General features: G+C 62.8%; 20 protein-coding genes. 10 read left to right on the top strand and 10 right to left on the bottom strand.

The window, feature by feature from the left end:
* Nucleotides 1–9: 9 nt before the first annotated feature.
* Both AC56PL_RS07115 and AC56PL_RS07120 read right to left on the bottom strand, forming a co-directional pair.
* Nucleotides 10–909, bottom strand: coding sequence for a DUF5995 family protein (locus AC56PL_RS07115; protein WP_497153344.1), 900 nt, complete (start codon nucleotides 907–909; stop codon nucleotides 10–12).
* A 112-nt stretch (nucleotides 910–1021) separates the two neighbouring features.
* Entirely contained in the window at nucleotides 1022–1720 is a 699-nt protein-coding gene (locus AC56PL_RS07120; RefSeq protein WP_495515634.1) for a TetR family transcriptional regulator, read from the bottom strand.
* 338 nt (nucleotides 1721–2058) lie between these two features.
* On the opposite strand from AC56PL_RS07120, the gene AC56PL_RS07125 reads away from it, so the two are divergent.
* The 5 genes from AC56PL_RS07125 (at nucleotide 2059) to AC56PL_RS07145 (ending at nucleotide 8235) form a co-directional block, all read left to right on the top strand.
* Nucleotides 2059–3303, top strand: coding sequence for an ABC transporter substrate-binding protein (locus AC56PL_RS07125; protein ID WP_495515635.1), 1245 nt, complete (start codon nucleotides 2059–2061; stop codon nucleotides 3301–3303).
* Between the two features lie 54 nt (nucleotides 3304–3357).
* Nucleotides 3358–6132: an ABC transporter permease subunit gene (locus tag AC56PL_RS07130; RefSeq protein ID WP_497153345.1), complete on the top strand. Its 2775-nt coding sequence runs from the start codon at nucleotides 3358–3360 to the stop codon at nucleotides 6130–6132.
* Nucleotides 6129–6857 carry an ABC transporter ATP-binding protein gene (locus tag AC56PL_RS07135; RefSeq protein WP_497153346.1) on the top strand — a complete coding sequence of 243 codons (729 nt, stop codon included), beginning with the start codon at nucleotides 6129–6131 and terminating at the stop codon, nucleotides 6855–6857. Before AC56PL_RS07130 ends, AC56PL_RS07135 begins: the two co-directional genes overlap by 4 nt.
* 146 nt (nucleotides 6858–7003) lie before the next feature.
* Nucleotides 7004–7504: a hemerythrin domain-containing protein gene (locus AC56PL_RS07140; protein ID WP_497153347.1), complete on the top strand. Its 501-nt coding sequence runs from the start codon at nucleotides 7004–7006 to the stop codon at nucleotides 7502–7504.
* 50 nt (nucleotides 7505–7554) lie between these two features.
* On the top strand, nucleotides 7555–8235 hold the full coding sequence (locus AC56PL_RS07145) for a phosphodiesterase (RefSeq protein WP_497153348.1): 681 nt from the start codon (nucleotides 7555–7557) through the stop codon (nucleotides 8233–8235).
* A gap of 4 nt (nucleotides 8236–8239) precedes the next feature.
* Here the strand turns inward: AC56PL_RS07145 and AC56PL_RS07150 are convergent, their stop codons facing one another.
* The 8 genes from AC56PL_RS07150 to AC56PL_RS07185 all read right to left on the bottom strand — a co-directional run bounded on the left by AC56PL_RS07150 (nucleotide 8240) and on the right by AC56PL_RS07185 (nucleotide 18197).
* Nucleotides 8240–9064: a glycosyltransferase family 2 protein gene (locus tag AC56PL_RS07150; RefSeq protein WP_497153349.1), complete on the bottom strand. Its 825-nt coding sequence runs from the start codon at nucleotides 9062–9064 to the stop codon at nucleotides 8240–8242.
* On the bottom strand, nucleotides 9061–10074 hold the full coding sequence (locus AC56PL_RS07155) for a glycosyltransferase (RefSeq protein WP_497153350.1): 1014 nt from the start codon (nucleotides 10072–10074) through the stop codon (nucleotides 9061–9063). Before AC56PL_RS07155 ends, AC56PL_RS07150 begins: the two co-directional genes overlap by 4 nt.
* Nucleotides 10071–11180: a glycosyltransferase gene (locus tag AC56PL_RS07160; protein WP_495515642.1), complete on the bottom strand. Its 1110-nt coding sequence runs from the start codon at nucleotides 11178–11180 to the stop codon at nucleotides 10071–10073. The genes AC56PL_RS07155 and AC56PL_RS07160 overlap by 4 nt, the downstream gene beginning before the upstream one ends.
* Complete coding sequence (locus tag AC56PL_RS07165) at nucleotides 11177–12187, bottom strand: glycosyltransferase family protein (RefSeq protein WP_497153351.1); 1011 nt, start codon at nucleotides 12185–12187, stop codon at nucleotides 11177–11179. The genes AC56PL_RS07160 and AC56PL_RS07165 overlap by 4 nt, the downstream gene beginning before the upstream one ends.
* Nucleotides 12188–12415: 228 nt before the next feature.
* The gene (locus AC56PL_RS07170) at nucleotides 12416–14791 is read right to left on the bottom strand and encodes an FdhF/YdeP family oxidoreductase (RefSeq protein ID WP_495515644.1); all 2376 of its coding nucleotides are present in this window, start codon (nucleotides 14789–14791) and stop codon (nucleotides 12416–12418) included.
* Between the two features lie 75 nt (nucleotides 14792–14866).
* Complete coding sequence (locus AC56PL_RS07175; protein ID WP_497153352.1) at nucleotides 14867–16639, bottom strand: GMC family oxidoreductase N-terminal domain-containing protein; 1773 nt, start codon at nucleotides 16637–16639, stop codon at nucleotides 14867–14869.
* Between the two features lie 21 nt (nucleotides 16640–16660).
* Nucleotides 16661–17323 carry a hypothetical protein gene (locus tag AC56PL_RS07180; protein ID WP_495515646.1) on the bottom strand — a complete coding sequence of 221 codons (663 nt, stop codon included), beginning with the start codon at nucleotides 17321–17323 and terminating at the stop codon, nucleotides 16661–16663.
* Between the two features lie 115 nt (nucleotides 17324–17438).
* The gene (locus AC56PL_RS07185; RefSeq protein ID WP_497153353.1) at nucleotides 17439–18197 is read right to left on the bottom strand and encodes an IclR family transcriptional regulator; all 759 of its coding nucleotides are present in this window, start codon (nucleotides 18195–18197) and stop codon (nucleotides 17439–17441) included.
* Nucleotides 18198–18244: 47 nt separating this feature from the next.
* On the opposite strand from AC56PL_RS07185, the gene AC56PL_RS07190 reads away from it, so the two are divergent.
* The 5 genes from AC56PL_RS07190 (at nucleotide 18245) to AC56PL_RS07210 (ending at nucleotide 22947) form a co-directional block, all read left to right on the top strand.
* Nucleotides 18245–19033 carry a fumarylacetoacetate hydrolase family protein gene (locus AC56PL_RS07190; RefSeq protein WP_495515648.1) on the top strand — a complete coding sequence of 263 codons (789 nt, stop codon included), beginning with the start codon at nucleotides 18245–18247 and terminating at the stop codon, nucleotides 19031–19033.
* Nucleotides 19034–19058: 25 nt separating this feature from the next.
* Nucleotides 19059–20018 carry an acetaldehyde dehydrogenase (acetylating) gene (locus AC56PL_RS07195; RefSeq protein WP_495515649.1) on the top strand — a complete coding sequence of 320 codons (960 nt, stop codon included), beginning with the start codon at nucleotides 19059–19061 and terminating at the stop codon, nucleotides 20016–20018.
* A complete protein-coding gene (dmpG, locus tag AC56PL_RS07200; RefSeq protein WP_495515650.1) occupies nucleotides 20015–21058 on the top strand; it encodes a 4-hydroxy-2-oxovalerate aldolase in 1044 nt (347 codons plus the stop codon). The genes AC56PL_RS07195 and dmpG overlap by 4 nt, the downstream gene beginning before the upstream one ends.
* Before the next feature lie 717 nt (nucleotides 21059–21775).
* On the top strand, nucleotides 21776–22081 hold the full coding sequence (locus AC56PL_RS07205) for an urease subunit gamma (RefSeq protein WP_495515651.1): 306 nt from the start codon (nucleotides 21776–21778) through the stop codon (nucleotides 22079–22081).
* A gap of 11 nt (nucleotides 22082–22092) precedes the next feature.
* Nucleotides 22093–22947, top strand: coding sequence for a sirohydrochlorin chelatase (locus AC56PL_RS07210; protein WP_497153354.1), 855 nt, complete (start codon nucleotides 22093–22095; stop codon nucleotides 22945–22947).
* The last annotated feature ends 55 nt before the right edge of the window (nucleotides 22948–23002 follow it).

Genomic DNA, 23002 nt, shown 5'->3' on the forward strand with positions numbered 1-23002 from the left:
AACCGGTGATCAGAGTAGATCCAGCTCTGTCAGCGCGGTGAAGGCGTTGTCCGCGCTCTGCCATAGCGCTGTGATGTTGTTGCGCGTTTCAGGGGCTGTTGCCGGATTCTGCAGGCCCAACCCGTTGGTGAACGTCAACACGTTGTAGCCGACGTCGGCAGCACGCAGCATCGCGTCAGTTGCCACGCCTGCCCCGACTAGACGATCGAGCCCCTCGCCGACGAAGTAGAAGCGGAACAGGGGACCTAGATCTGCTGCCGACCCATAGGCCGCGGTGGTGTCATTGACGATGGAGTCGCCGTGGATCGCGATGGTGTCGACGATCGTGAAGTAGTCGCGGGCCTGTGCCGGAGTCGATCTTGCGTCAGCAACTGCGTAAGCGAGGTCCACCGTCAGGTGAGCGTTGTAGCCGACCATGGCCGTCCGCGCCGGGGAGGCGCTGCAGTCACGAGCGAAGTCGAAGTAGCGCTCCCACTGAGGTGGCACTGGTGCGTCGTTGAACTCCGCGTGCAGGGCATCGAGGAAACGGTTGAGTAATGCCAAACTGATCACCGGAGCCCACGCGGGATGTTCGAAGGCATTCTTGGTGTGCTGAAGCGGCGCGACGGCATCACGCTCCACGCTGTACAGACCCACCGCGAACAATCCACGACGGTCGCCGCGTTCGACCAAGATCTCGGTGATGGACGCGAGGTCGGCAATCGCGCCGTCCAATTTGGCCAGCGGTGTCGCCTCGCGTCGATCCGCAGTGTCGGAGAGTTCGATTATCCGACGAATGTCGGTGTTCGACAACGGTTGTCCGCACGCTACGGTCGGTGTCGCAGACGCCGTGCTCGCGCCAAAGGGGATTGTCGATGCTGCAACCGCGACCGCAACGGTGGTGATGGCAACGCCAAGGCGTCGTGTCATGGCTGCGTTTACCCGCCAGAGACTTTGCTCAAACGTGTGTGGTGAACTGCGAGAGAATTGTCGGACCACTCATTGTGAAGAGCGGCATTCATTGATGGTGCCCGGCTCGCGCTCAGTCCGCGATCATTTTCTGGGCATGCTCGAGAATCGCTTCGAATGTGAAGTCGAAGGTCGTCTCTTCGACGTCGTCGATGCGGCGGCCCTTTTCTGAAAGCTCTTGGAACAGCGGCGCGGTCAATGCGCTGTTGGTGCCACTGCGCGGCCCACCGCCCCCGTCGCCGGAGAAGACCCCGTGGTGTTCGATCATTGCTGCGCCGCACACATGTGCCAACAACGACAGATACACCTCGAGTGCCTCAGATGGGGTGAATCCGGCGTCCACCATCTCGGTGATCATCGCGTCGAGTTTGGTTGCGGTCGCGCGGATCGACACCGGACTCAATTGGCCCGTCCTGGCACGCAGAAGAAACAACTCGATCAACACCGGTTGATTCTGGAATGTCTGATGCATCTTCCGGAAGTGCTTGCGCAGGGCGTCCTGCCAATTGTCGGCCCTGACCGAAGGTGTTGCGGCGTGGTACTCCTCGCTCGCCTGTTCGGTCATCGCGTCGAGGAGGTCTTCTTTCTTGCGGAAGTACCAGTACATGCTGGCGACGCCGACGTCGAGGTGCTTGGCGAGCGAAGCCATGCTGAGTTGACTCAACGACTTCTTGTTGGCGACCTCGAATGCCCCGGCGATGATCTCCTCTGCTGAGATCGATCCTCGTGGTCGGCGGATCCCTGCTGCCTTCCTGGACTTCGCCGTAGCCATCCTTCTCTCTCGTTCGCGCGCTGGTCGTCGATGTGTCCAGAACCTCGGGCAGAGGGACCGCATCCCGACGCCCGGCCATCTTTGATCGGCGCGAGTGAGCGCTGACGAAAGACCCGCGACGTCAAAAAGATAGCACCTCCCTGGTTCGCCGACAGGGCGCAATGATGCCGCTGCGATCGGAGTTGGTCCGGTTTGGCCGAATCGCGATTTCCGTGTTCTGTAACGCGTTACAGTCTTGCCGAGACCTCGTATGGTCGCCCCTATCATTGGCCGTTCGATTTCTCGCCGACTCCGGATTGCCCTGGTCAGCTGCGTTCTATTCTCTGAAGGGACCCCACTTGAAAACAACACAGGCACGACGGCACACGGTCCGTAACGCCGCGCTTTACGGTGCGGCCTCGTTACTACTACTCGGGCTGGTCTCGGGCTGTAGCGACTCGTCATCCGGGTCTACCAACGCGGATGCGGCGGGCGTTTCACTGCCATCGAATGTGCCGGAGGGTGATCCGATCAAACTCGGTTTCATCGCGCCGGAAGGCGGGACCGTCAATCTGCCCATGGTTCGTGAGGGTGGTGAGGCTGCAGCGGAGTACCTGAACAACAACGGTGGCGGTATCGGCGGACACAAGGTTGATCTCGTCGTCTGCAAGCAGCAGGAGGAGCCGGCGTCGGCGACGAAATGCGCGAACGAGATGGTCGAGCAGAAGGTTGCCGCAGTGGTCACGCCACTGGGTGCGCAGGGTGCGGTGATGTTGCCGATCATCACCGGCGCGGGTATCCCGTATGTTGCTCAGGCTCCGGTCTCGCAGGTGGAAATGGTCTCGCCCGGTTCGTTCATGCTCTCGGGCGGGATCATCGCGGTGATGACCGGCCAGGCAACAGTTGCCGCCCAGGAAGGCGTGAAGAAGTTCACCGTTTTCGTCGGCGACAGCGGCGACGCGGCAGCGTCGGTGAAGGCGCTCGGTGACCCACTGTTCAAGCGGGCGGGCATCGAACTGAACGTCGTCACCATCCCGACCGGGACGGCCGATCCCACGCCCCAGATCACCGCCGGCCTGCAGAACAAGCCCGACGCCGTCACGATTCTCGGCGACTCATCGCAGTGCATCACGTCTCTCAAAGCCTTGCAGACGGTGGCGCCGACGGTGCAGAAGTACCTGATTGCCACGTGCATCGACAAAAGCGTGACCGATAGCGTTGGTATGGAGGCGATCACCGGTGCCAAGGCATTCACCACCGTCAACCTGAGCTCCGATGATCCTTCGGTGAAGCTCTACAAGGATGTCATGGCGAAATACGCCCCCGATACCGATCCCGCAGGTATCGGTTACACCGGGTACCAGGTCGTCATGTCGATGGGTGAGGTCGGCAAGTCGCTCACCGGTCCGGTCACGCCCGAGCAGTTCACGACGGCGTTGGCCTCGGCCAAGGACGTACCGTTCCCCGCGGCACCGGGTTTGACCTTCACCTGTGATGGCAAGGCGTTCCCACCGCTTCGTGCACTGTGCAGCAAGGCAATTCTCGTCAGTGACGTCACCGGTGACGGGGCGTTCACCAACACCGTCGCAGTCAACAACGGCTAGATCTAACGGACCGGGGGTCGCGTCTCGTTTGCGGCCCCCGGTCGAGGACACTTGATGACACAGCACTTCTCGTTTCTTCTTCTGGGCCTGGGTAACGGGGCCGTTTTTGCCGCTCTGGGGCTCGCGCTCGTGATGACCTTCAAGAGTTCCGGAGTGGTCAACTTCGCCACCGGCGCGGTGGCCCTCTACGCGGCGTACACCTACGCCTTCCTACGAAAGGGTGAACTCCTCAACCCGATTCCGGGTCTGCCCGCGAGGATCGATCTCGGCGCTGAGTGGGGCGTGATCCCCGCGATGGCGCTGTCCGTTGTCATCGCGGCAATCTTGGGAGTCATCCTCTACCTCATCGTGTTTCGCCAGATGCGCGCCGCACCGGCTCTGGCAAAAGCGGTCGCGTCCATCGGCCTGATGCTGGTGATCCAGGCACTGATCGCGTTGCGAGTGGGTACCAATACGCCGACCGTGGGACCCATCTTCGAACTCGACACCATTTCGATCGGCGACACCGTGGTCCCGACCGATCGGCTGTGGTTGGCCGTTGTGGTTGTGTCCTTGGCCGTGTGCGCCGGTCTTGTTCTGCGCTACACCCGTTTTGGGCTCGAGACGGAGGCCGCGGCCGAGTCGGAAAAGGGTGCGCTGGTCACCGGTCTGTCTCCGGACCGGATCGCAGTGAGCAACTGGGCCCTGTCCTCAGCGGTCGCTGCCGTCGGTGGCGTGGTCATCGCACCGATAGTCCCGCTCAATCCGGTTGCCTATTCGATGTTCATCGTTCCCGCCCTCGCCGCCGCACTGGTTGGCAATTTTTCGAGTGTCGCACTGACCGTTGGCGCGGGGCTGGTGATCGGGATGGTGCAATCCGAGGCCACCAATCTGCAGGCGACGATCGACTGGTTCCCTCAGGCGGGCGTGGCCGAAGCCGTTCCGTTGCTGCTGATTATGATTTTCCTGCTCGTTCGTGGGCAGCCGCTTCCGGGACGGGGTGCGGTGACCCGTCAGGATCTCGGACGATCGCCCCGTCCACGCCGACTGCTGCTGGGAACCGTAGCCGGTCTGGGAGCCGGGATGCTCGCCTTGCTCCTGACGTCGGGGAGCATTCGGTTGGCGGTGGTCTGCTCGATGATCTTCGCTGTCATCGCGCTCTCTCAGGTGGTGATCACCGGGTATGCCGGCCAGGTGTCGCTGGCGCAGCTCACCCTTGCCGGTGTCGGTGCCTACAGCCTGACCCGGTTCACCACAGATCTGGACATCCCTTTTCCCATCGCTCCGGTCCTTGCGGCGCTGGTCGCGATGGGTATCGGAGTCGCGGTCGGACTGCCTGCGCTCCGGGTCCGCGGTCTGCCTTTGATGGTGGCGACCCTCGCGCTTGCGGTCTTCCTGGAGGCCTTCTGGTTTCGTAACCCGACCTTCAACGGCGGTATGCAGGGCGCAGCGATCGAGCCACCGACTCTGTTCGGCATCGACCTCGGGATCGGGGCCGGTGAAGGTTATCCGAGGCTGGCATTCGGAATCGTTTGTCTGGTCTTCCTCGCACTGGTTGCACTTGGGGTTGCGAGTCTGCGGCGCAGCGGTCTCGGTGCTTCGATGCTCGCTGTCCGTGCGAACGAACGGTCAGCGGCGGCTGCGGGAATCAACGTCGGGATGACGAAGCTTGTTGCGTTCGCGATCGCATCCTTTGTGGCCGGTCTCGGTGGTGCGCTCCTGGGCTATCAGCAAACCCTGGCCACCGCCGGCAGTTTCGGTGTATTCGCCGGCATCGGCCTGTTTGCCGTCTTCTACGTGGCTGGAGTGACCTCGGTGTCCGGCGGTCTCCTTGCCGGAATCCTGGCGCCCGGCGGTCTCATGTTCTACGTCTCCGACCGGTATCTGCATTTCGGTGACTACTACATGCTCTCGAGTGGGATCCTGCTGGTGGTCGTCGTGGTGACCACGCCGGATGGACTTGCCGGCTACCTGCACCGGATCCGGATCCCCGGATTGGCAGGTCGAGCGACGCAGCCGAAAACGGATGACTCGTCAGTGGTCGACAAGGAGGTTGCCCTTGCGCCCCAAGGCCATATCGGCGACGACGTGGTCCTGACGGTCCAGGGTGTGAGTGTTCACTACGGTCCTGTGCGCGCCGTCGACGACGTCAGCTTTGATCTACGGTCCGGTGAGATCGTCGGCTTGATCGGGCCCAACGGTGCAGGCAAGACCACGCTCATCGACGCGATCAGTGGATTTGCCGATTCTCGCGGTCGAGTCATATTGAACGGCAATCAGATCGAGGGGTTGGCACCTCACCGTCGTAGCCGCCTCGGATTGGGCCGCACCTTCCAGGACCTGGAACTGTATGACGAACTCTCGGTCGCGGAGAACGTGACGGTCGGAGCGGTCCGGAGTGGCGGTGAAACGTCAGAGACCGTCGGCGCGGTGTTGCGGTTGTTGCAGATCGAACACCTGGCGGACGTTGCGGCAGCTGACCTTTCCCAGGGCAGGCGGCAGTTGGTGTCGGTGGCCCGAGTGCTCGCAGGCAGACCGGTTGTTGCCCTGTTGGACGAGCCCGCTGCGGGGCTCGACACCACCGAGAGCAGGTGGCTGGGCGAGCGATTGCAGGCGGCTCGCTCGATGGGTTCGACGATGCTCCTTGTCGATCACGACATGGAACTGGTACTCAGCATCTGCGACCGTGTCATCGTGCTCGACCTCGGCGGGGTGATCGCCACTGGAACGCCCGACGAGATCAGGTCTGACGACGCGGTGATTCGCGCGTACCTCGGTTCTCCTGCCAGGCAACCCGATGACTCGGCGGAGGCCGTGGGCTCCGCCGCAACGGATGAGGTGTCAACATGAGCGTCCTGTCCTGTCACGATCTGAATGCCGGCTACGTTCGATCGAGTCCGTGTGTGCGTGGTCTCGATCTCGTGCTCGCTGAAGGGGAGATCGTTGCTCTTCTCGGGCCGAACGGTGCGGGCAAGACGACGCTGCTGATGACGTTGGCCGGATTGCTTCCCAGACTCGGCGGCTCGGTGCTGTTGGCCGGTGACGAACTCGGATCCGGGAATCCGCGCGCCGCGGTGCGCGGGGGAATGGTCCTGGTGCCCGACGATCGCGCATTGTTCAAGAAGCTGTCGGTCGAGAAGAATCTCCGTCTTGCCATTCGGGAACGTGGACGATCGGCGCGCGCATCCATCGATGAAGTGCTGCAGTTCTTTCCAGCGCTTGAACCTCGTCTCAACCTCGCGGCAGGTCAGCTCTCAGGCGGCGAGCAACAGATGCTTGCGATCGGCAGGGCGCTCGTACAGCGACCCAAGGTGCTGCTCATCGATGAGCTGAGTATGGGGTTGGCCCCCGTCGTGGTCGAATCGATACTGGCCGTCCTACGTGATGTCGCGTCCACCCAGCGGACCGCGGTGATGCTGGTGGAACAGCATGTACGGCTTGCGCTGGAGATCGCCGACCGTGCCGTTGTCCTGGTCCACGGTCAGGTGAACCTGGAGGACGATGCGGCGGTGCTTTCAAAGGATGTGGGCAGGATTGAACGCGCCTACCTCGGTCAGTCCGGAGTCGCCGGTTGATGAGTGCAAGCGTGGCACTCGCCAATGGTCAACGAGTTGCGCAACCGTGCAACAACTTCAGTATTCGGTGTTTAGGGCGCAGCGAGTAGGGGCATCCTCTCGGGTATCGGCTCCATGCCACCGCTTACCCGCCCGAGGAGATTTTGATGTCCACAGATGCAATCGTCATCCTCAAAGAGGATCACAAGGTAATCAAGAAGCTGTTCAACGACTTCCGGAATGCCGGTCCGAATGCGACAAAGACCAAGTCGGACATTGTCTCCAAGATCATCGAGGTATTGACGGTTCACACCTATATCGAGAACGAGGGCATGTATCCGGCGGTGCGCAAAGCGGTCCCCGACGTCGAGGACGACATCCTGGAATCGTACGAGGAGCATCACGTCGCGGACTTGCTGGTGATGGAACTCGCTGGGATGACACCTTCGGACGAACGATTCGACGCGAAGACGACGGTCCTCATCGAAATAGTGGAGCACCACATCGAGGAAGAGGAAGACGAGTGGTTCCCGGAGGTCCGAAAGACCCTCGGACGCAAAGAGCTGCAGGAGATCGGTGAGCAACTTCTCGCTCTGAAGAAGAAGGCACCTCATTCACCTGCCCAGCCGTCTGCGTTGAAGAAGACCATCGACGCCGTGATCAAGTGACGGTGTGATCGACTGAGTCGGCGAAACCGGAGCCGACTGCCAGGAGCGCCATGAATCCAGCTGATCTGGCTGCGTACCCGATCAAGGTGGGTGCCGCAGTTCGTGGCGCTCGCCTCTTCCATCCGAACGGTGTGCTTGCCGTCGGCTCGCTGGTGAGGATGGCCGCGGTCGGCGTGGGCTTGCCCGCTGAGAGTGGCGATGTGGTTGCGCGCGTTTCCAAGGGGATAGGCACGCGGGGCGGGGTGCCGGATGTTCTCGGCCTGGCCATGCGCATGGATCCACACGAGGGTGACCCGACGCCGTGGGACGTGCTGTTGGCCAGTGCGCTCGGCGGCAGCGGCTGGTCGAAGATGATCCCTTTTCCGGCACGTTCGATCGACAACGCGGTCCTCACGACACTTCAGCCGCTGGATTGCCAATCGAAGCATTGGTGGCTGCGTGCCCGACTCGCGCCGGCGAGTCTGGGCTCAGGTGTCGGTATGTCGCTGGACCGCATGGCCGAACGAATCGACCGCGACGGAATGGTCTTCGACATCGAACAGGCAGAACATCGAGGCCCGTTCATGGCGTTGGCGCAGCTGACGCTGACCGCCACCTCGGACGAAGCGGATCACCCGGACATCGGATTCGACCCGACGATCAACACCGTCGAGGGTGTATGTCCTGGTCCGGCCTGGCTGTCGAAGATCCGGACGGTTGCCTACCGGCAGAGCCGAGCGGGTCGGCGCTAACGCCTCACGTCACCCGGATCCGTTCCGGCACACCGTTGTCCATCGTGATGAGTCCGAGTTCTTGGAACGCATCAAGCCAACCCTGCATGGGCCACCATCCCCACCGGTCATAGAACACAGCGCCGTTGGTCAGTATGTCGTCGAGATGTTCGACGGGGGGATCGGACACGGGGTGGTGTTGATGCAGTGCGTGCGCGCCACCGACCCAGCACAGCGGAAGCCCTTGCCGTGCAGCCAGTTGTGCGAAGTCGGTGTCCTCTGCTCCGTACCCGACGTAGCCGGTGAAGAACCCGCCGATGCTGTGCCAGGTTGCGGGGGTCACGGCAAAAGACAGCGACCAGAACAAGGCGTGATCGTCGGTTTCGATCAGGGCACCCGGCTCAGGATCAGGGCGGGCGGCGTGGGGGTCAATGCACGATTCGAGTCGATCGAGACGATAGCCTTCGGGTCCGGCCGGCGGCAGATATGTGACCGGCCCGCAGAACAGTGCGCCGGTGGGACGTCGAATTGCCGCGGCGATGTAGCGCTCGATCATGGTGTCGATGGGCAGGCAATCGACGTCGAGAAATATCAGGAGTTCGGCGCCGAGTGCCATCGCGGTGGCAGCTCCGGCATTGCGCGCTGCGGCGATCGGCAGACGACTGCGGGAGTCGCTGACATGCTCGATGTGAATCGAGCGACGTTCGGCGACAACGGCTGTCACCGAGGGGTCGTTCATCGCCACCACCACATGGATGTCAGGTTTGACACCGCTGCGATCGAGTGCGGCAAGCTGCCGGCGCAAATGGCGTTCACGTCCTGACACCGGGGTGATGATCGCGGTCTTCACCCGGTGCTCTTCCCGCTGGCAGCCCGATCGGCGACGCTGTCGATGACGACAGCGGCTCGCTGCGCGGCGCCCCGGGTCTGCCAACGCTGCCATCGCCGGGAGTCCAAACGCCGTGCCTCCTTCAATGTTTCGGACCACTCATACGCCTCTGGCCACGACGATCGCACCACGGCGAGACCATTGCGTTCGATGACACCGGCGGTTGCGTCCTGCTCGTCGAACGGACGCGGCTGCGGAACGATCACGGCCGGACGCCCCGCGGCGGCGATGTCGGCGACGGTGTTCTGGCCGGCGCCGGAGATCACCACCGCGGCCTCGGACAGCGTTGCCCAGGGGTTCGCGATCCATGTCGTTCCGGTGACTCCCAACGCCTGCCAACGGTAATTGGGGTTGCACTGCTCCCACCTCGAGACGGTGTCGATCGTGAGATCTGAGCCACCGGCTCCGCTGAGCACCAATGCCAGGGGCCTGTCGTCGGTGCGCGTTTCCAGAACCGGGCAACCGTCGAACCGACTCACGCCACCGACGAAGGTGGTCTTGTGCGCATGTGGCGTCAGCCACGTGGGGATGTACAGATCGCCGGGCCAGGCGGCGATGATGTGATCGGCAAGACCGTACACGAGTTCATGGGGCGGATCGGTTCGCTCTCCAGGCATGGCGATGACGACGACCGGAATGCCGAAAAGCCTTGCAAGAGTAGCAACCTCCACTGACACGTCCACTACGATCGCCGCCGGTCGACGGTGGAGCATCCAGTCGGCGAGCGTGTGCATGCGCTCGGCCAGGCCCGGATCGTGCAGGGGTGCCCAGTGCAGGCGTCCCCCTGCGGTCGGACTGATCGGCGAGGGATCGTTGTCGTCCCGGGGTAGTTGCACGACGTCGGTGTACACGGGACCCGGTGGGGAGGTCATCGAGGTCAGCGCGGTGACATCGTGTCCGATGTGTGCGGCGATGGCACCGGCCCGGGTCAGATGGCCGCGTCCGTGGTGATGGATGTAGTAACCGATCATGCCGTCTGCTTCACGGTGTCTCCGAGGCCTCGGTCGGCCGAGATCATGCGTCGATACCGGTTGATGTACGCGGTCACCATCCCGTCGGCCGAGCAGTGGCGGCGGGCATGCTCCCGGACACGTTGGCGACACAGCGCGGTAGCCGCGGGAATGGCTTCGGCCATGGCGATGACATCGTCCGTAGGAACCAGTGCGCCGCAGTCCGCCGAATTCAGGATCTCGGGGACGCCGCCCCTGGCAAATGCGACCACCGGTGTCCCACAGGCCAACGACTCCGCGACGACGAGTCCATACGGTTCGTCCCACCGCGGTGTCACCAACGCGGCGGCGCAGTGACCGATCAGCTTCGCCAGTGCCGGCTGGGTCAGGTGTCCGGCGTACCGGATCGGTCCGCCGAGTTGCGGCTCGACCAGGTTCCGGAAGTAGCGTTCATCTGAGATGGGGCCGGCGAGCACCAGCGGCACCTCTGCTCTGCGTGCGGCCTCGATGGCCAGGTGCGGGCCCTTCTCGGGAGTGATCCGGCCGAACCAGATCAGTTCGTCACCTCCGGGACCCATTGGCCAGGTGTCGAGGTCGACACCGTTCCTGACGACATCGACATCCCTGATGATCGGACGCCACGCGCCTGCCGTGTGTTCGCTGACTGCGACGAACTGGCCACCGTCACCTCCGGTGGTGACGATCGCCGACTCCAACCAGGGAGTCGGCGGGGTGTGCAGCGTGGACAGCATCGGAGTACTCAACGTCGGCGCCATGGCGATCGGCAGATAGTGCAGGCAGTGATTGTGTATGACGTCGAATCGGCGGTTCTGGGCGAGTTCGATCATGAGGTTCAGGTACGCGTGATGGTCGGCCATGAAATGGGCGGAAGGCATCGACGGGTCAGAACGTGCGGATGGACTCAGGTGCAGTTCTCGGACCCGTAGTTGTTCGGTCGGAGCCTCCCGATCGGAGCCCGGAGCGGCGAAGAGTGCGACTTCGTGGCCCCGACTCGACAACGCTCGGGCCAGGTGCCAGACATGGGCCTCGAGGCCGCCGGCGAAAGGCTGACTGATCGGGTAGCGGTTCGAGGCGATCAGCGCGATTCGCAACGTGGACGGATTCATGCCAGGACTGCTTCATACAAGGCCAGATGGGCCTCGGCCAATTCAGTTCGTTGCGCCTGTCGCCTGCTCCACGTCGCACGGGGCAGGGGGTTCCCGCCGATCCAGCGGGCATGGAGATTCTCAACAGCGGTGCGAAGCGTCCCGCCGTCGAAACCGTGCTCGTCGAACCTGAAGACCTCGCATGGCTGCTGCTGGTCGTAGAAGCCGCAACTCGGGGCGATGACGGCGGTTCCCAGATCATGACAGGCCTCGAGCCAGCCGGAGTGTGTACCGAATCGGTACGGCAGCACCGACACCGTCAATGATTGGAGGTAGTCCCACAATTCGTCATCAGAGAAGTATTCGTGGACACGGACCTCGACGCCCGTCCGATCGCGGTAGTCGAGTATTCGGTGGCCCATGTCAGGCGCATACCAGTGGTTGTCGGGGTCGAAGATCTCGTCGTGGAGGTTGATCTGCAATCGTGCGTTCGGCAGGTCACGCACGGTCTCCGCCAACACCTCCATGACGGGCAACGGATCCATGTTGGCGCGCAGGCTCTTTGCGTGGAGTCCGACGACGAACTCCTCCGACGGATGTCGGGGAGCCTCGATCCGGGGACCGTCGAGCACGTGCGGGTGGGGCAAAACGGTGGCTTCGCGGTTCCATCGCTTTGAAATATGTTCGGCTGCACCAGGGGTCAGCGTGATCAACGCGTCGGCAGCGTTGACCAGGACATCCTGTTGTGCAGTATGTGCGTCAGGTTCCCGATGGTGGGGGTTGCGGAGGTCGTGAACGGTGTAGACCAGCGGGATGTCATGCGTCTTCAACTCATGCATGACTGTTTCGAGGATGGCGGGGTTGATGGCATCGAAACCGAAATGGATGTGGAACACGTCAAAATCCTTGTGATTGCGCGTGATCCATCCCGGATCGAGCATGAGTGGCGGCCACCAGCCGCCGGGAACCTTTCGCCCGTCGGTCGGAACGGGGTCAGGAAGGCGCTCGACGTCGCCTTTGGCAGCCATGTGGGAGAGATGTCGGACATAGACATGCGAGGACGGCACCGACGCGACACGCAACAACTCAAGACTCCTGTCAGGTTTTCTCGCCGGGGGATGTTGGCCCGCAAGAGCATCGGATGTGCGGCGTCCGCGCCGCAGATGTCGTGTACCCAGATTTCACATTTGTATGCGCGCGCCCGTTGACTGACGACTGGCTGCCGAGTGGTCAGGTCTTCGGCGTGCCGAGCATCATCAGCTCAGGTGATGCGGTTGCGGATGCGTTTTGTGATCCCAGTCGGATCCGGTCGCCTGCTGGCTGCCGGTGTGGGACTCGACGGTGCCTTGGCCCGCCGGTACCAGCGATACGATGATCGATTTCGAAGTCGGACAGTTGCTCTTGAGCGCGGTGGAGTCCAGTGGGACAAGAGGATTGGTCTCCGGGTAATAGGCGGCGGCGGACCCACGTGGGGTGCCGTATTCGACGATCCGGAACTCCGGTGCACACCGGACCTGATCGTCGTCGTCCCAGCGGGTGATGATATCGACGATGTCCCCGTCGCGATGGCCGAGGGCCGTGATGTCCTCGCGATGCATGAAGATCACTCGTCGGCCACCCTCGATCCCGCGGTAACGATCACTGAATCCGTAGATCGTGGTGTTGAACTGATCGTGGCTGCGCAGGGTCTGCAGGATCAGGTGATTGGCGGGCACCTGAAGGACGTCGATCGGTGACACCGCGAACTCCCCACGGCCCGAGTCGGTCTCGAACGTACGAGAGTCACGCGGTGGGTGGGGGAGTATGAACCCGCCGGGTTTGCGAACGTTGACCTCGTACCCTTCACATCCGGGCACGACGCGCGAGATGTGAGCGCGAATGTTGCGGTAGTCATCACGCATCGCTCGCCAGTCGATGCCGTATCGGTCACCGAGGGTCGCCTCGGCGATGTGGGTGATGATGGCGACCTCGGACTTGAGGTGTGGGCTCGCTGGTGCCAGCGGTCCACGGGAGGAATGTACAGAGCAGGTGGAGTCCTCGACCGAAATGTACTGGGGTCCGCCGGCCTGCACGTCCTGTTCGGTCCGGCCCAGCGTGGGGAGGATGAGTGCGGTCTGTCCGCAGACGAGGTGGGAACGGTTGATCTTGGTCGAGACCTGCACGGTCATCCGCGCGTTGCGCAACGCCCGAAATGTGACATCACTGTCAGGGGTCGCCTGAGCAAAGTTCCCGCCGAGACCCATGAAGAAGTGGGCTTTGCCATCCCGCAGAGCCCGGATGGAGTCGACGGTATCCAGGCCGTGCTCGCGAGGTGGGTTGAAGCCGAACTCTTTCTGCAGAGCGTCGAGAAAATGCTCCGGTACACGTTCCCAGATTCCCATCGTCCGGTCGCCCTGGACGTTGGAGTGTCCCCGAACCGGAAACAGCCCAGCACCCGGTTTGCCGATGTTGCCCTGTGCGAACGCAACATTGGTGAGTTCCTTGATGGTGGCCACTGCATTGCGATGCTGCGTCAGGCCCATCGCCCAACAGAAGACGGTGGCCTTCGAATCGCGTAGCAGTTTCGCGGCGTCGGTGATCTGCCGCCGGGACAGGCCGGTGGTTGCGGTGACCACATCCCAGTCCACGTTCCGGACGTGGTCGCGCCAGGCGTCGAAGCCGGCGGTGTGGGCGTTGATGAACTCGTGGTCGAGGGCATCCCATTCGACGAGCAATGAGCCGAAGGCCTGGAACAGGGCCAGGTCGCCATTCAGTGCGATGGGCAGATGCATGTCCGTCAGATCGGTACCGGGTCCGACCACGCCGCGGGGTGTCTGGGGGTTCTTGAAGTTGACCAACCCGGCCTCACGGAGAGGGTTGATGGTCAGAATCGTCGCGCCGTTCTGCTTGGCCTTCTCGAGGGCAGAGAGCATACGGGGATGGTTGGTACCCGGATTCTGACCGGCGATGACGATCAGTTCGGCCTCGTACACATCGTCGAGGGTGACGCTGGCCTTACCGATACCGATGGACTCCTGCAGGGCGATCGACGTGGACTCGTGACACATGTTCGAGCAGTCGGGCATGTTGTTGGTGCCGAACGTGCGGGCGAACAGTTGATAGACGAAAGCCGCTTCGTTCGAGGCGCGACCCGATGTGTAAAAAGTGGCCTCGTCAGGTGTGGCAAGACCGTTCAGTTCCGCTGCGATGAGCCCGAACGCATCGTCCCAGTCGATGGCTTCGTAGTGGGTACCGCCGGGTCGTTTGACCATCGGATGGGTGATACGTCCCTGTTGTCCGAGCCAATGTTCCGTGCGACTGTTCAGGTCGTCGATGCTGTGTGCGGCAAAGAACGCGGGTGTCGCGCGGGTGGTGGTGCCTTCTTCGGCCACAGCCTTGGCGCCGTTCTCGCAGAACTCGGCGGTGTGCCGGTGGCCCGGTTCAGGATCGGGCCAGGCGCAACTCATGCAGTCGAAACCTTCGGCCTGATTCAGCTTCAGCAGTGTCTTCGCGGTCCGGACCGGCCCCATGTGCCCCAGTGCCCGTTTCATGGACACCGCGACCGCAGTCGGTCCCGCCGCGTGGGTTTTGGGCTTTTCGATGTCGAGGTTCGCGAGGTCACGTTCGTTCTCGCGTGTGTTTTCGTCAGACATGTATTCCCTCTTCGCAGACTGGTCGTTCGCACCGCAGTCCTCGGTTACCCCGTCGGGATCGTTTTCAAGCGGCATCTACAGGTTTCGGGCGATGACCGCCTCGGTGACGCGGTCGTCGATCGATGACACAGGGGATTCCTTCGTCACCCAATTCTCCCCGCCGAAGTAGGTCTGGAAGATCTTTTCCGCGGTTCGCGTCCCGATCGCCTGGGTTGTCAGCGTGGGGTTCGGGCCACCGAGGGAGTTGGCCAAGGCAGAGTTGTCGGCGATGTAGAGACGTTTGACCCATCTGGCCTGGGCGTCGGAGTCGAGCACCGATGTGTTGGCGTCCTCACCCATGCGCATGCTCGACTGTGAATGCAGGATGAGTGGGGGCCAATCGCAGCGGTGGACTGTGTGGGCGCCTGCGGCCCGCATGAGTTCCACGGCCCTCTCGGTGCAGTACTTCCGGTTCCGTTTGGTCCGGGCCGACCGGTTGCGATGTTGCATGGTGACGCGAGGCGCCAGGCCGTTCTCGTCCGGGGGGAGGATGCCGGGCACCGAGACGAGGTTGCCGGGTTCGACGTCGTCATCTGTGATGACCAGGGCGGCGAGTGTTTTGTTGGCGTCGTCGAGCGTGGTGAGGAGGTCACGTCCGACAAGACGGCCGTAGGTGTCGGCGCCCGCCGAATCGACAACGCTGCCCGCGCGGCCGTAGCCCTCGATGCCCGAGTCACTGAAATTCATCGCATACGCCTGCAACGCCGGTGGCAGGCAGACCTGCTCGATGCCGCCGTAGCCCGGAAAATCGACGCGGGCATTGGAACCCGCGCCCTTGGTCTGGCCGGTGTATTCGTCGAAAACCCCGAAGACACAGTCCATGTGATGGTCGGTGATTCCTCGGCCGACCCAACCGTTCGGGTTGGGGAGCAGGGACTGCAGCCACAGTCGCGGAGACTCGATACAGCCCGCCGCCAGAACGACCACCTTCGCGGTCTCCTCGTGTATCGACCCGTCCACGGTCCGGAACTGCACGCCATGGGCGGTGGTCTCGCCGTTCACGTCGTGGGTCAGGATCCTGGTCACGAACGCGTCGGTGATGAGCCTGGCGGCCTTGCCTCCGCGAGACCACGCGTCGGCGGTGAGCATCATCGGAATGTATGAATTGTCGGTCGAGCGACGGGCTTTGAGGTTGCGGGGCGCACCTTTGGGGAGGTAGCAGCCCTCGTAGCAGTGCCCGCACATCGTGCATCCCTGCGCTTCGGGATAGCGCAGCCGATTCGGGTCGCGAGTGCGACCCGCCGTACCGCCCGGCTGCAAGATCGCGTTCTGTTGTGCCCGATGTGCCGGTCCGGTGGTGTCGAGTGAGGTCTGGTGCGGTAGTCCCATGGCTGCGGCCCCGCGCAGGAAGATCTCCTCTTTCGTGCCCATCGGAGCGGTCTGGATCGGAAGCGTTGCCTCGCACCACTCGTAGTAGGGCCGAAGTTCTTCGTAGCCGAGGGGGAACAGATTCGCGGTGTCGTACATCTGCCGATCCGCCCCGGCGTAGTCGTTGAACACACCGGGTGCTGCACGGGGACAGTTGCCGAAATAGTGCAAGGTGGTACCGCCGGCGCCGCTGACCTGCCAGACGAACGAACTCTGCGGCAGATCCCGCAACCACGGACCCTTGGACCGATCGCCGGGACCCTCGCGTAAGAATCCGGTGATCGGATTGTTTGCGTCGTCTTCGAAATGAGTCCATTCATTCTCCGGATCGCCGTGCCGTGGACCCGCTTCCAGGACGAGCACGTCCAGGCCACGGGCGGCGAGTTCCTTCGCCACCACAGGCCCTCCGCCACCGGCACCGATCACAATGATGTCTGTCATCGAACCCCCTCATGCCGAACGTCAATCGATGGTTGAAACCCCTTGGTAATAGCCGCGGAACTCGTCCCAGCCGTCGCTCACACCCTCGTATTTGCTCAGCTCCCAGCCAACCGGGCGTCCGGTCAATCGCTTGCTGCCGGTATCGAATGCGGACACCTCGGAATAGGCGGCGAACGCGGCCAGGGTGGGTATGGCGTTGACCGCGAACTTGATTGGCAATCCCGGTAACAGTGGGTTGGTATCGAGCATCTCGAAGACCTGGGCCTTCTCCCGGTGTGAGAGGTTCGCGAACGGTGCGGCGAAGCGCCCACGCACCGAGCCCGGGTTGAGCGTCACCGCGAAGATGTTGATCAACGCAGCGATTGCGGCAGCACCCGGAAGTGTGATCCCGAATGCCGGTCCGAGGACCGGAATCGGGACTGCCCGGTCGAGCGTTCTCTCCAGCGACTCAGGGATTCCCGGTGACACCCCACCCGGCCGATCGGTCGCCATACCCTGCGCGCGTGAGTATTCATCATCGCCCGGAACGATGAACGACAGGATCCCGTTGATCGTATCGCGCACGGGCGGAAGCGAATTGGCATAAACCCGTATTCGTGACATGGCGCCCGGGAGTGTGACTGCTGCGGTCAGACTCACGCCGACCGCGCCGGCCCTGACGAAGAACTCGCGACGACTGAGCACGCTCCGCTCCTGCCGTAGAAGGGGTGACACAGCGCCGCGCCTGGACTGTGGGTTGGCACACATTAGCAAGGTTGCGAGCGTTAGGCAGCGAATAGACGCGCCAGGTATCAATTGGCTATTTTTGTCCTTTCGCCCCCGCTCGGGACAACAGTCGGCTCAAGGCCAGTGATGCGGTTTGAACGGCAGGAGCCAGGAGTTCGGGTTTGAACCGGTCTTTCGGCACCGACACCGACAGCGAGGCGATCGGCTCGTCTCGGATCAGCACCGTGGCCGCGACGCAGCAGCTTCCTTCGGCCGCTTCCTCCCGTTCGAGCGCGACACCTCGGGCGCGGATGTGGGCGAGTTCGCGCTCGAGAGTCCTCGGATCGGTGATCGAGTTCGCGGTGTAACGCCGCAGCGGGCGTGAGAGCACCTCCGTCTGGAACTCCGCGGATTCATAAGCGAGAAGCGCTTTGCCCACCGCGGTGCAGGTGAGGGGGAGCCGGCCACCGACCTGTGAAGGCAAAGGCGGAGCGGTGTGACCGTGGAGTTTCTCGATGTAGACCACGTCGTATTGATCGCGGACCGCGAGGTGGACGGTTTGTTCGGTGACCGCGAACAGGTCCTGCATGAAGGGCATGGCGGCCACCCGGAGGCGGTGTTTCACCGAGACCCGCTCACCCAACTCGAACAGCGTCATGCCGAGTTCGAACTTGTTTCCGGTTCGCTGGATCCAGCCGAGGTCGGTCAACTCGACCAGCAGCCGGTGGGTGGTCGAGCGGGGGATACCGGTTCGGGTGCAGACTTCGGCAAGCGTGAGCGCGGTACCACCGGGGAAAGAATCGAGCAGAAGCGCCGACTTTTCGAGCTGCGACATGTTTCCGTCCCGTGGCATGGGATGAATCCTAGTCAGTGGTTGGGCCGACCAATATCTTCGTCCCTATGACAACGCAAGTGAATGTGATCGAGGCTGCGGCCGAGCGTCTGGCTGCCGCGACTCGTGCGGGCACACCGTGTGCACCGGTGCGCGACCTGATCGGAAGCGACGACATCGAAGCGGCCTATCGGGTCCAGACCCTGAACATCGAGGCGCTGGTGGCATCGGGTCGCCGTATCGTCGGCCGCAAGACGGGTCTGACCTCGCCTGCGGTGCAGAAGCAGCTCGGTGTCGACCAGCCCGACTTCGGGGTGTTGCTCGACGACATGGACTGCACCGGTGATGCCGAGGTGGACTCCACGCGGCTGCTCCAGCCGAAGGTCGAAGCGGAGATCGCCTTCGTGCTGTCCCGGGATATCACGGCCCCGATCACCGAAGCCGAAGCACCGCAATATGTTTCCGATGTCTATGCTTCATTTGAAATCGTCGACAGTCGAATTGCCAACTGGGACATCAGGTTGGCCGACACGGTTGCCGACAATGCATCATCGGGACTGTACGTTCTCGGCGACCGATGCGACCGCGAGAGTGCTCCTGACCTGGCCGGCGTCCAGATGACCATGACCGAAGACGGCGTGCAGGTGTCGCAGGGCAAGGGCTCGGATTGCCTGGGAAGTCCGTGGAATGCACTCGCGTGGCTGGCCAACACCGCGATCGAATACGGAACCGTCCTTTATGCGGGAGACGTTGTCCTCTCCGGCGCGCTGGGGCCGATGGTGCCTGCGAAGCCCGGTTCCACCTACGTCACCACCATTTCCGGCATCGGCAGCGCGACCGCAGTTTTCAGTGCCTGACCAACCCCTCCGAAAGCAGAAAACAATGAGCACAATCAAGGCCGCGATCATCGGATCGGGCAACATCGGGACCGACCTGGTCATCAAACTCAAGCGAGTGGCGAAGAACGTCGAGATCGCGGTCCTGGTCGGAATCGACCCGGAATCCGACGGATTGGCCCGCGCCAAGCGGATGGGCATCAGCACCGTGCACACCGGCGTGCAGGGTCTCATCGACCACCCGGACTTCGCCGACATCGAGATCATCTTCGACTCGACGTCCGCCAAAGCGCACGTCGTCAACGAAGAAGCGCTGCGCCCGTACGGAAAGCGGCTCATCGACCTCACCCCGGCCGCGATCGGTCCCTACGTGGTGCCCGCGGTGAACCTTGAAGAGCACCTGGATGCACCGGACGTGAACATGGTGACCTGCGGCGGGCAGGCCACGATTCCGATCGTGGCGGCGGTGTCCGCTGTGACCAAGGTTCACTACGCCGAGATCGTGGCGTCGATCGCTTCGAAGTCGGCCGGACCCGGAACTCGGGCGAACATTGACGAGTTCACCGAAACCACCTCCGAGGCCATCAAGATGGTCGGTGGTGCCGCATACGGCAAGGCGATCATCGTGCTGAATCCGGCCGACCCGCCGCTGATCATGCGGGACACCGTGCTGACCCTGGTCACCGATCCGGATCAGGATGCGATCCGGCAGTCGGTCCTCGACATGGTCGCCAAGGTGTCGGCCTACGTTCCCGGATACCGCCTCAAGCAGGAGGTGCAGTTCACCAAGCTCGATGATGCGGAGTCCGTCGCCACCCTGACCGGCGGTGTCGATGTCGGTCCGGGCCTGTGGAAGGTGTCGGTGTTCCTCGAGGTCGAGGGTGCTGCCCACTACCTGCCGGCCTATGCAGGAAACCTCGACATCATGACCTCGGCGGCACTGCAGGTGGCCGAGCGCATCGCCGAAACGAAACTCACCGACTCAACAGTGGAGATGGCCCGATGACAACTGACAACAGAGCTTCCGTGGTCGATGGCGCGGCCCTGTACATCCAGGACGTGACCCTGCGCGACGGCATGCACGCCAGCCGGCACCGCATCTCACCCGAAAACGTGGCCCGGATTGCCGGCGCTCTCGATCGGGCGGGCGTCGACGCGATCGAGGTCGCCCACGGCGACGGGCTCGCCGGACACAGCCTGACCTATGGAGCAGGCAGCAACACCGACTGGGAATGGATCGAAGCCGCGGCATCGGTTGTCCACCGGGCCAAGCTGACGACCTTGCTGCTGCCCGGTGTCGGTACCGTTGTCGAACTCGAACGTGCATTCAACCTCGGCGTGACCTCGGTTCGCGTCGCGACCCATTGCACCGAGGCCGATGTCGCGGCTCAGCACATCGCCAAGGCCCGTGAACTCGGGATGGATGTGTCCGGGTTCTTGATGATGTCGCATCTCGCCGAGCCTGCCGCGTTGGCCGAGCAGGCGAAGTTGATGGAATCGTATGGCGCGCACTGTGTTTACGTCACCGACTCCGGTGGCCGGTTGACGATGGATGGAGTTCGACAGCGTGTCCGTGCGTATCGGGACGTGCTCGATGAGAACACCCAGATCGGTATTCACGCGCACCAGAACCTCTCGCTGTCCGTGGCCAATTCGGTTGTGGCAGTAGAAGAAGGTGTGACCCGCGTGGACGCATCGCTCGCCGGACACGGCGCCGGCGCCGGTAACTGCCCGATCGAGCCCTTCATCGCTGTCGCGGACATCGAGGGCTGGAAGCACGGTTGTGACCTGTTCGGATTGCAGGATGCTGCCGACGACATCGTCCGTCCGCTGCAGGATCGGCCTGTGCAGGTCGACCGGGAGACTCTCACACTCGGCTATGCCGGCGTGTACTCGAGCTTCCTGCGGCATGCTGAATCCGCGGCGAAGCAGTACGGTCTCGACACCCGCGCGGTGCTGCTCGAGGTCGGGGCTCGCGGACTTGTCGGTGGCCAGGAAGACCTGATCACCGACATCGCGCTGGATCTGGTGGCCGGCAAGAAGTAAGACAGCGCGCTTTCGAGTTCATCTCGAACCAACCAGGCGTCTTATGTGTGCACGAGTACACGTAAGGCGCCTGGTTTTTTGTCCGTGATCTGTGCCGAGGAGGACGATTCCGGGCAGACGCGGACGTGATCGGTGCGATGATCGACAGGCCGAGCGTGAACGGCGGCAGGTCCGCGAGCACAGATGCCGCCGGATGAGATCGAGCCGAGGATCATCCGAGTCAGGCGTGTTGCCCGGACGTTGGTCAATGACTGCACACCGGAAACTTCAGTCACATAAGGATAGTGCTCTTCCTGTGATGAAAAGGGCAATCCCCTTTTCATAGCAGGCCTAACGGTTCTGGCGCCAGAATTCGGACATAGAAATTCCTTTCGTAGGATTCGATGAAACGTTGCCGGTGACGTTGTCATTGCCGATGTCCCGAGGTTGCTGTGCGTCCGGGCTTTGTGTGAATACCCATTAGCTGAGTGGGAAGAGTTGAAATGTCCGGTTTCGTTGGGTAATCGAATAGTGTTGTACCGCAGCAGAATTGCGACTATTTGGGCATGTGGGATAGTGATATGGAATTCGCCCACAGTCGAGATCATCTCTACTGCATGGCAATTCTCCGAAAATCTTGAGGGTTCGTTGCAGTTCGAATAGTGTCCGAAGTACTGCACTCCGAGGCCAGTGTTTTATCAGGGCGCCGGCCGTAACAGCAGGAAGGTCGTCGAGGCCATGAATCTAACTCCACGCGAGATGGACAAGCTCGTCATCTACCAGGTTGCAGAACTTGCCCGAAAACGACGCGACCGCGGCACCAAGCTGAATCTCAGCGAAGCCCAGGCCATGGTCTCGGAGGCGATATTGGAAGCGGCCCGAGACGGCAAGTCGGTTGCCCAGTGCATGGAACTGGGCAAACATGTGGTGTCGGAGGCCGACTGCATGCCCGGGGTGCGAGAGCGTCTTGCTTTGCTTCAGGTCGAAGCCACGTTCGTGGACGGCAGCAAACTCGTTTCGTGTCACGACCCCGTGAGTGCTTAGCCATGCCGGCCGTGCGACAAGATGCAGTGGCCACCGTCCTTGTCGGTGGCCACGAGAGCGCGCACGGCGCTGACCTGGTTTCACTGCTCGATACGTTGCCCGGGGCGGTTATCACCCCGTCGGGGCGTCCGTTACACGACGCGGTGTCCGGACTCCTGGCCGACGGCAGTGGCCCGGTGATGGTTCTTCCGATGACCTGGGGTCGGGACCCGGTCATGGTGGCCGAGACCGCGAAGACGCTCCGGTGGAGCGCCGCCGAGGGCGGCGCGGGTCGTGTCGCGCTGTGCACGGAGTTCGGGACGGCCGACCATCTGATCGCATGGCTCCGTCGAGCCGCCGTGGATACAGCCCGGCAGCGACCGGGCGCGGGCATGATCATTGCCGCGCCGTCGTCGAACCCTTTCGATGACGCCGAGCTGCACCGGATCGCCCACCTGGTCCGCACCCATGGCGCCGGAACCCAGGTCGAGGTGGCGTGCGTCGGGGAGCACGGCGAGCTGACCCGCGCCATCGAGCGGTCGCGGCTGCTGGGTGCCGACGACGTGGTCGTCGCACCGGCGGGCTTTGCCCGAACCGCGCCCGCCGGATTACCCGCCGACCATGCGAGCTTCTTCGGGCCTTTGCTCTCTGAACAGGCGCTCCTCGATGTCATCCGTCGACGGGTGGCCGCCGCGCAGCACGAGCTCGATCATGGGCGAGACGGGATCGCAGGCGGTCTGCTCGCCGATCACGGCCACGGGTACGCCCACTCGCACGGGTTCGAGAACGACGGTCCCGGGCATCACTCACATCCCCATTCCCACAGACACGAGACGCCGGACAACGGCAACCCGTTTCACGTCGAGGTCTTGACCTCGCCTCACTGAGTCATCATCCGGCGACGCAGATCGCGGCGCCGCGAAAAAATAGTGGAGGGATCAA

It is taken from the genome of Williamsia sp. Y721, assembly GCF_059683565.1.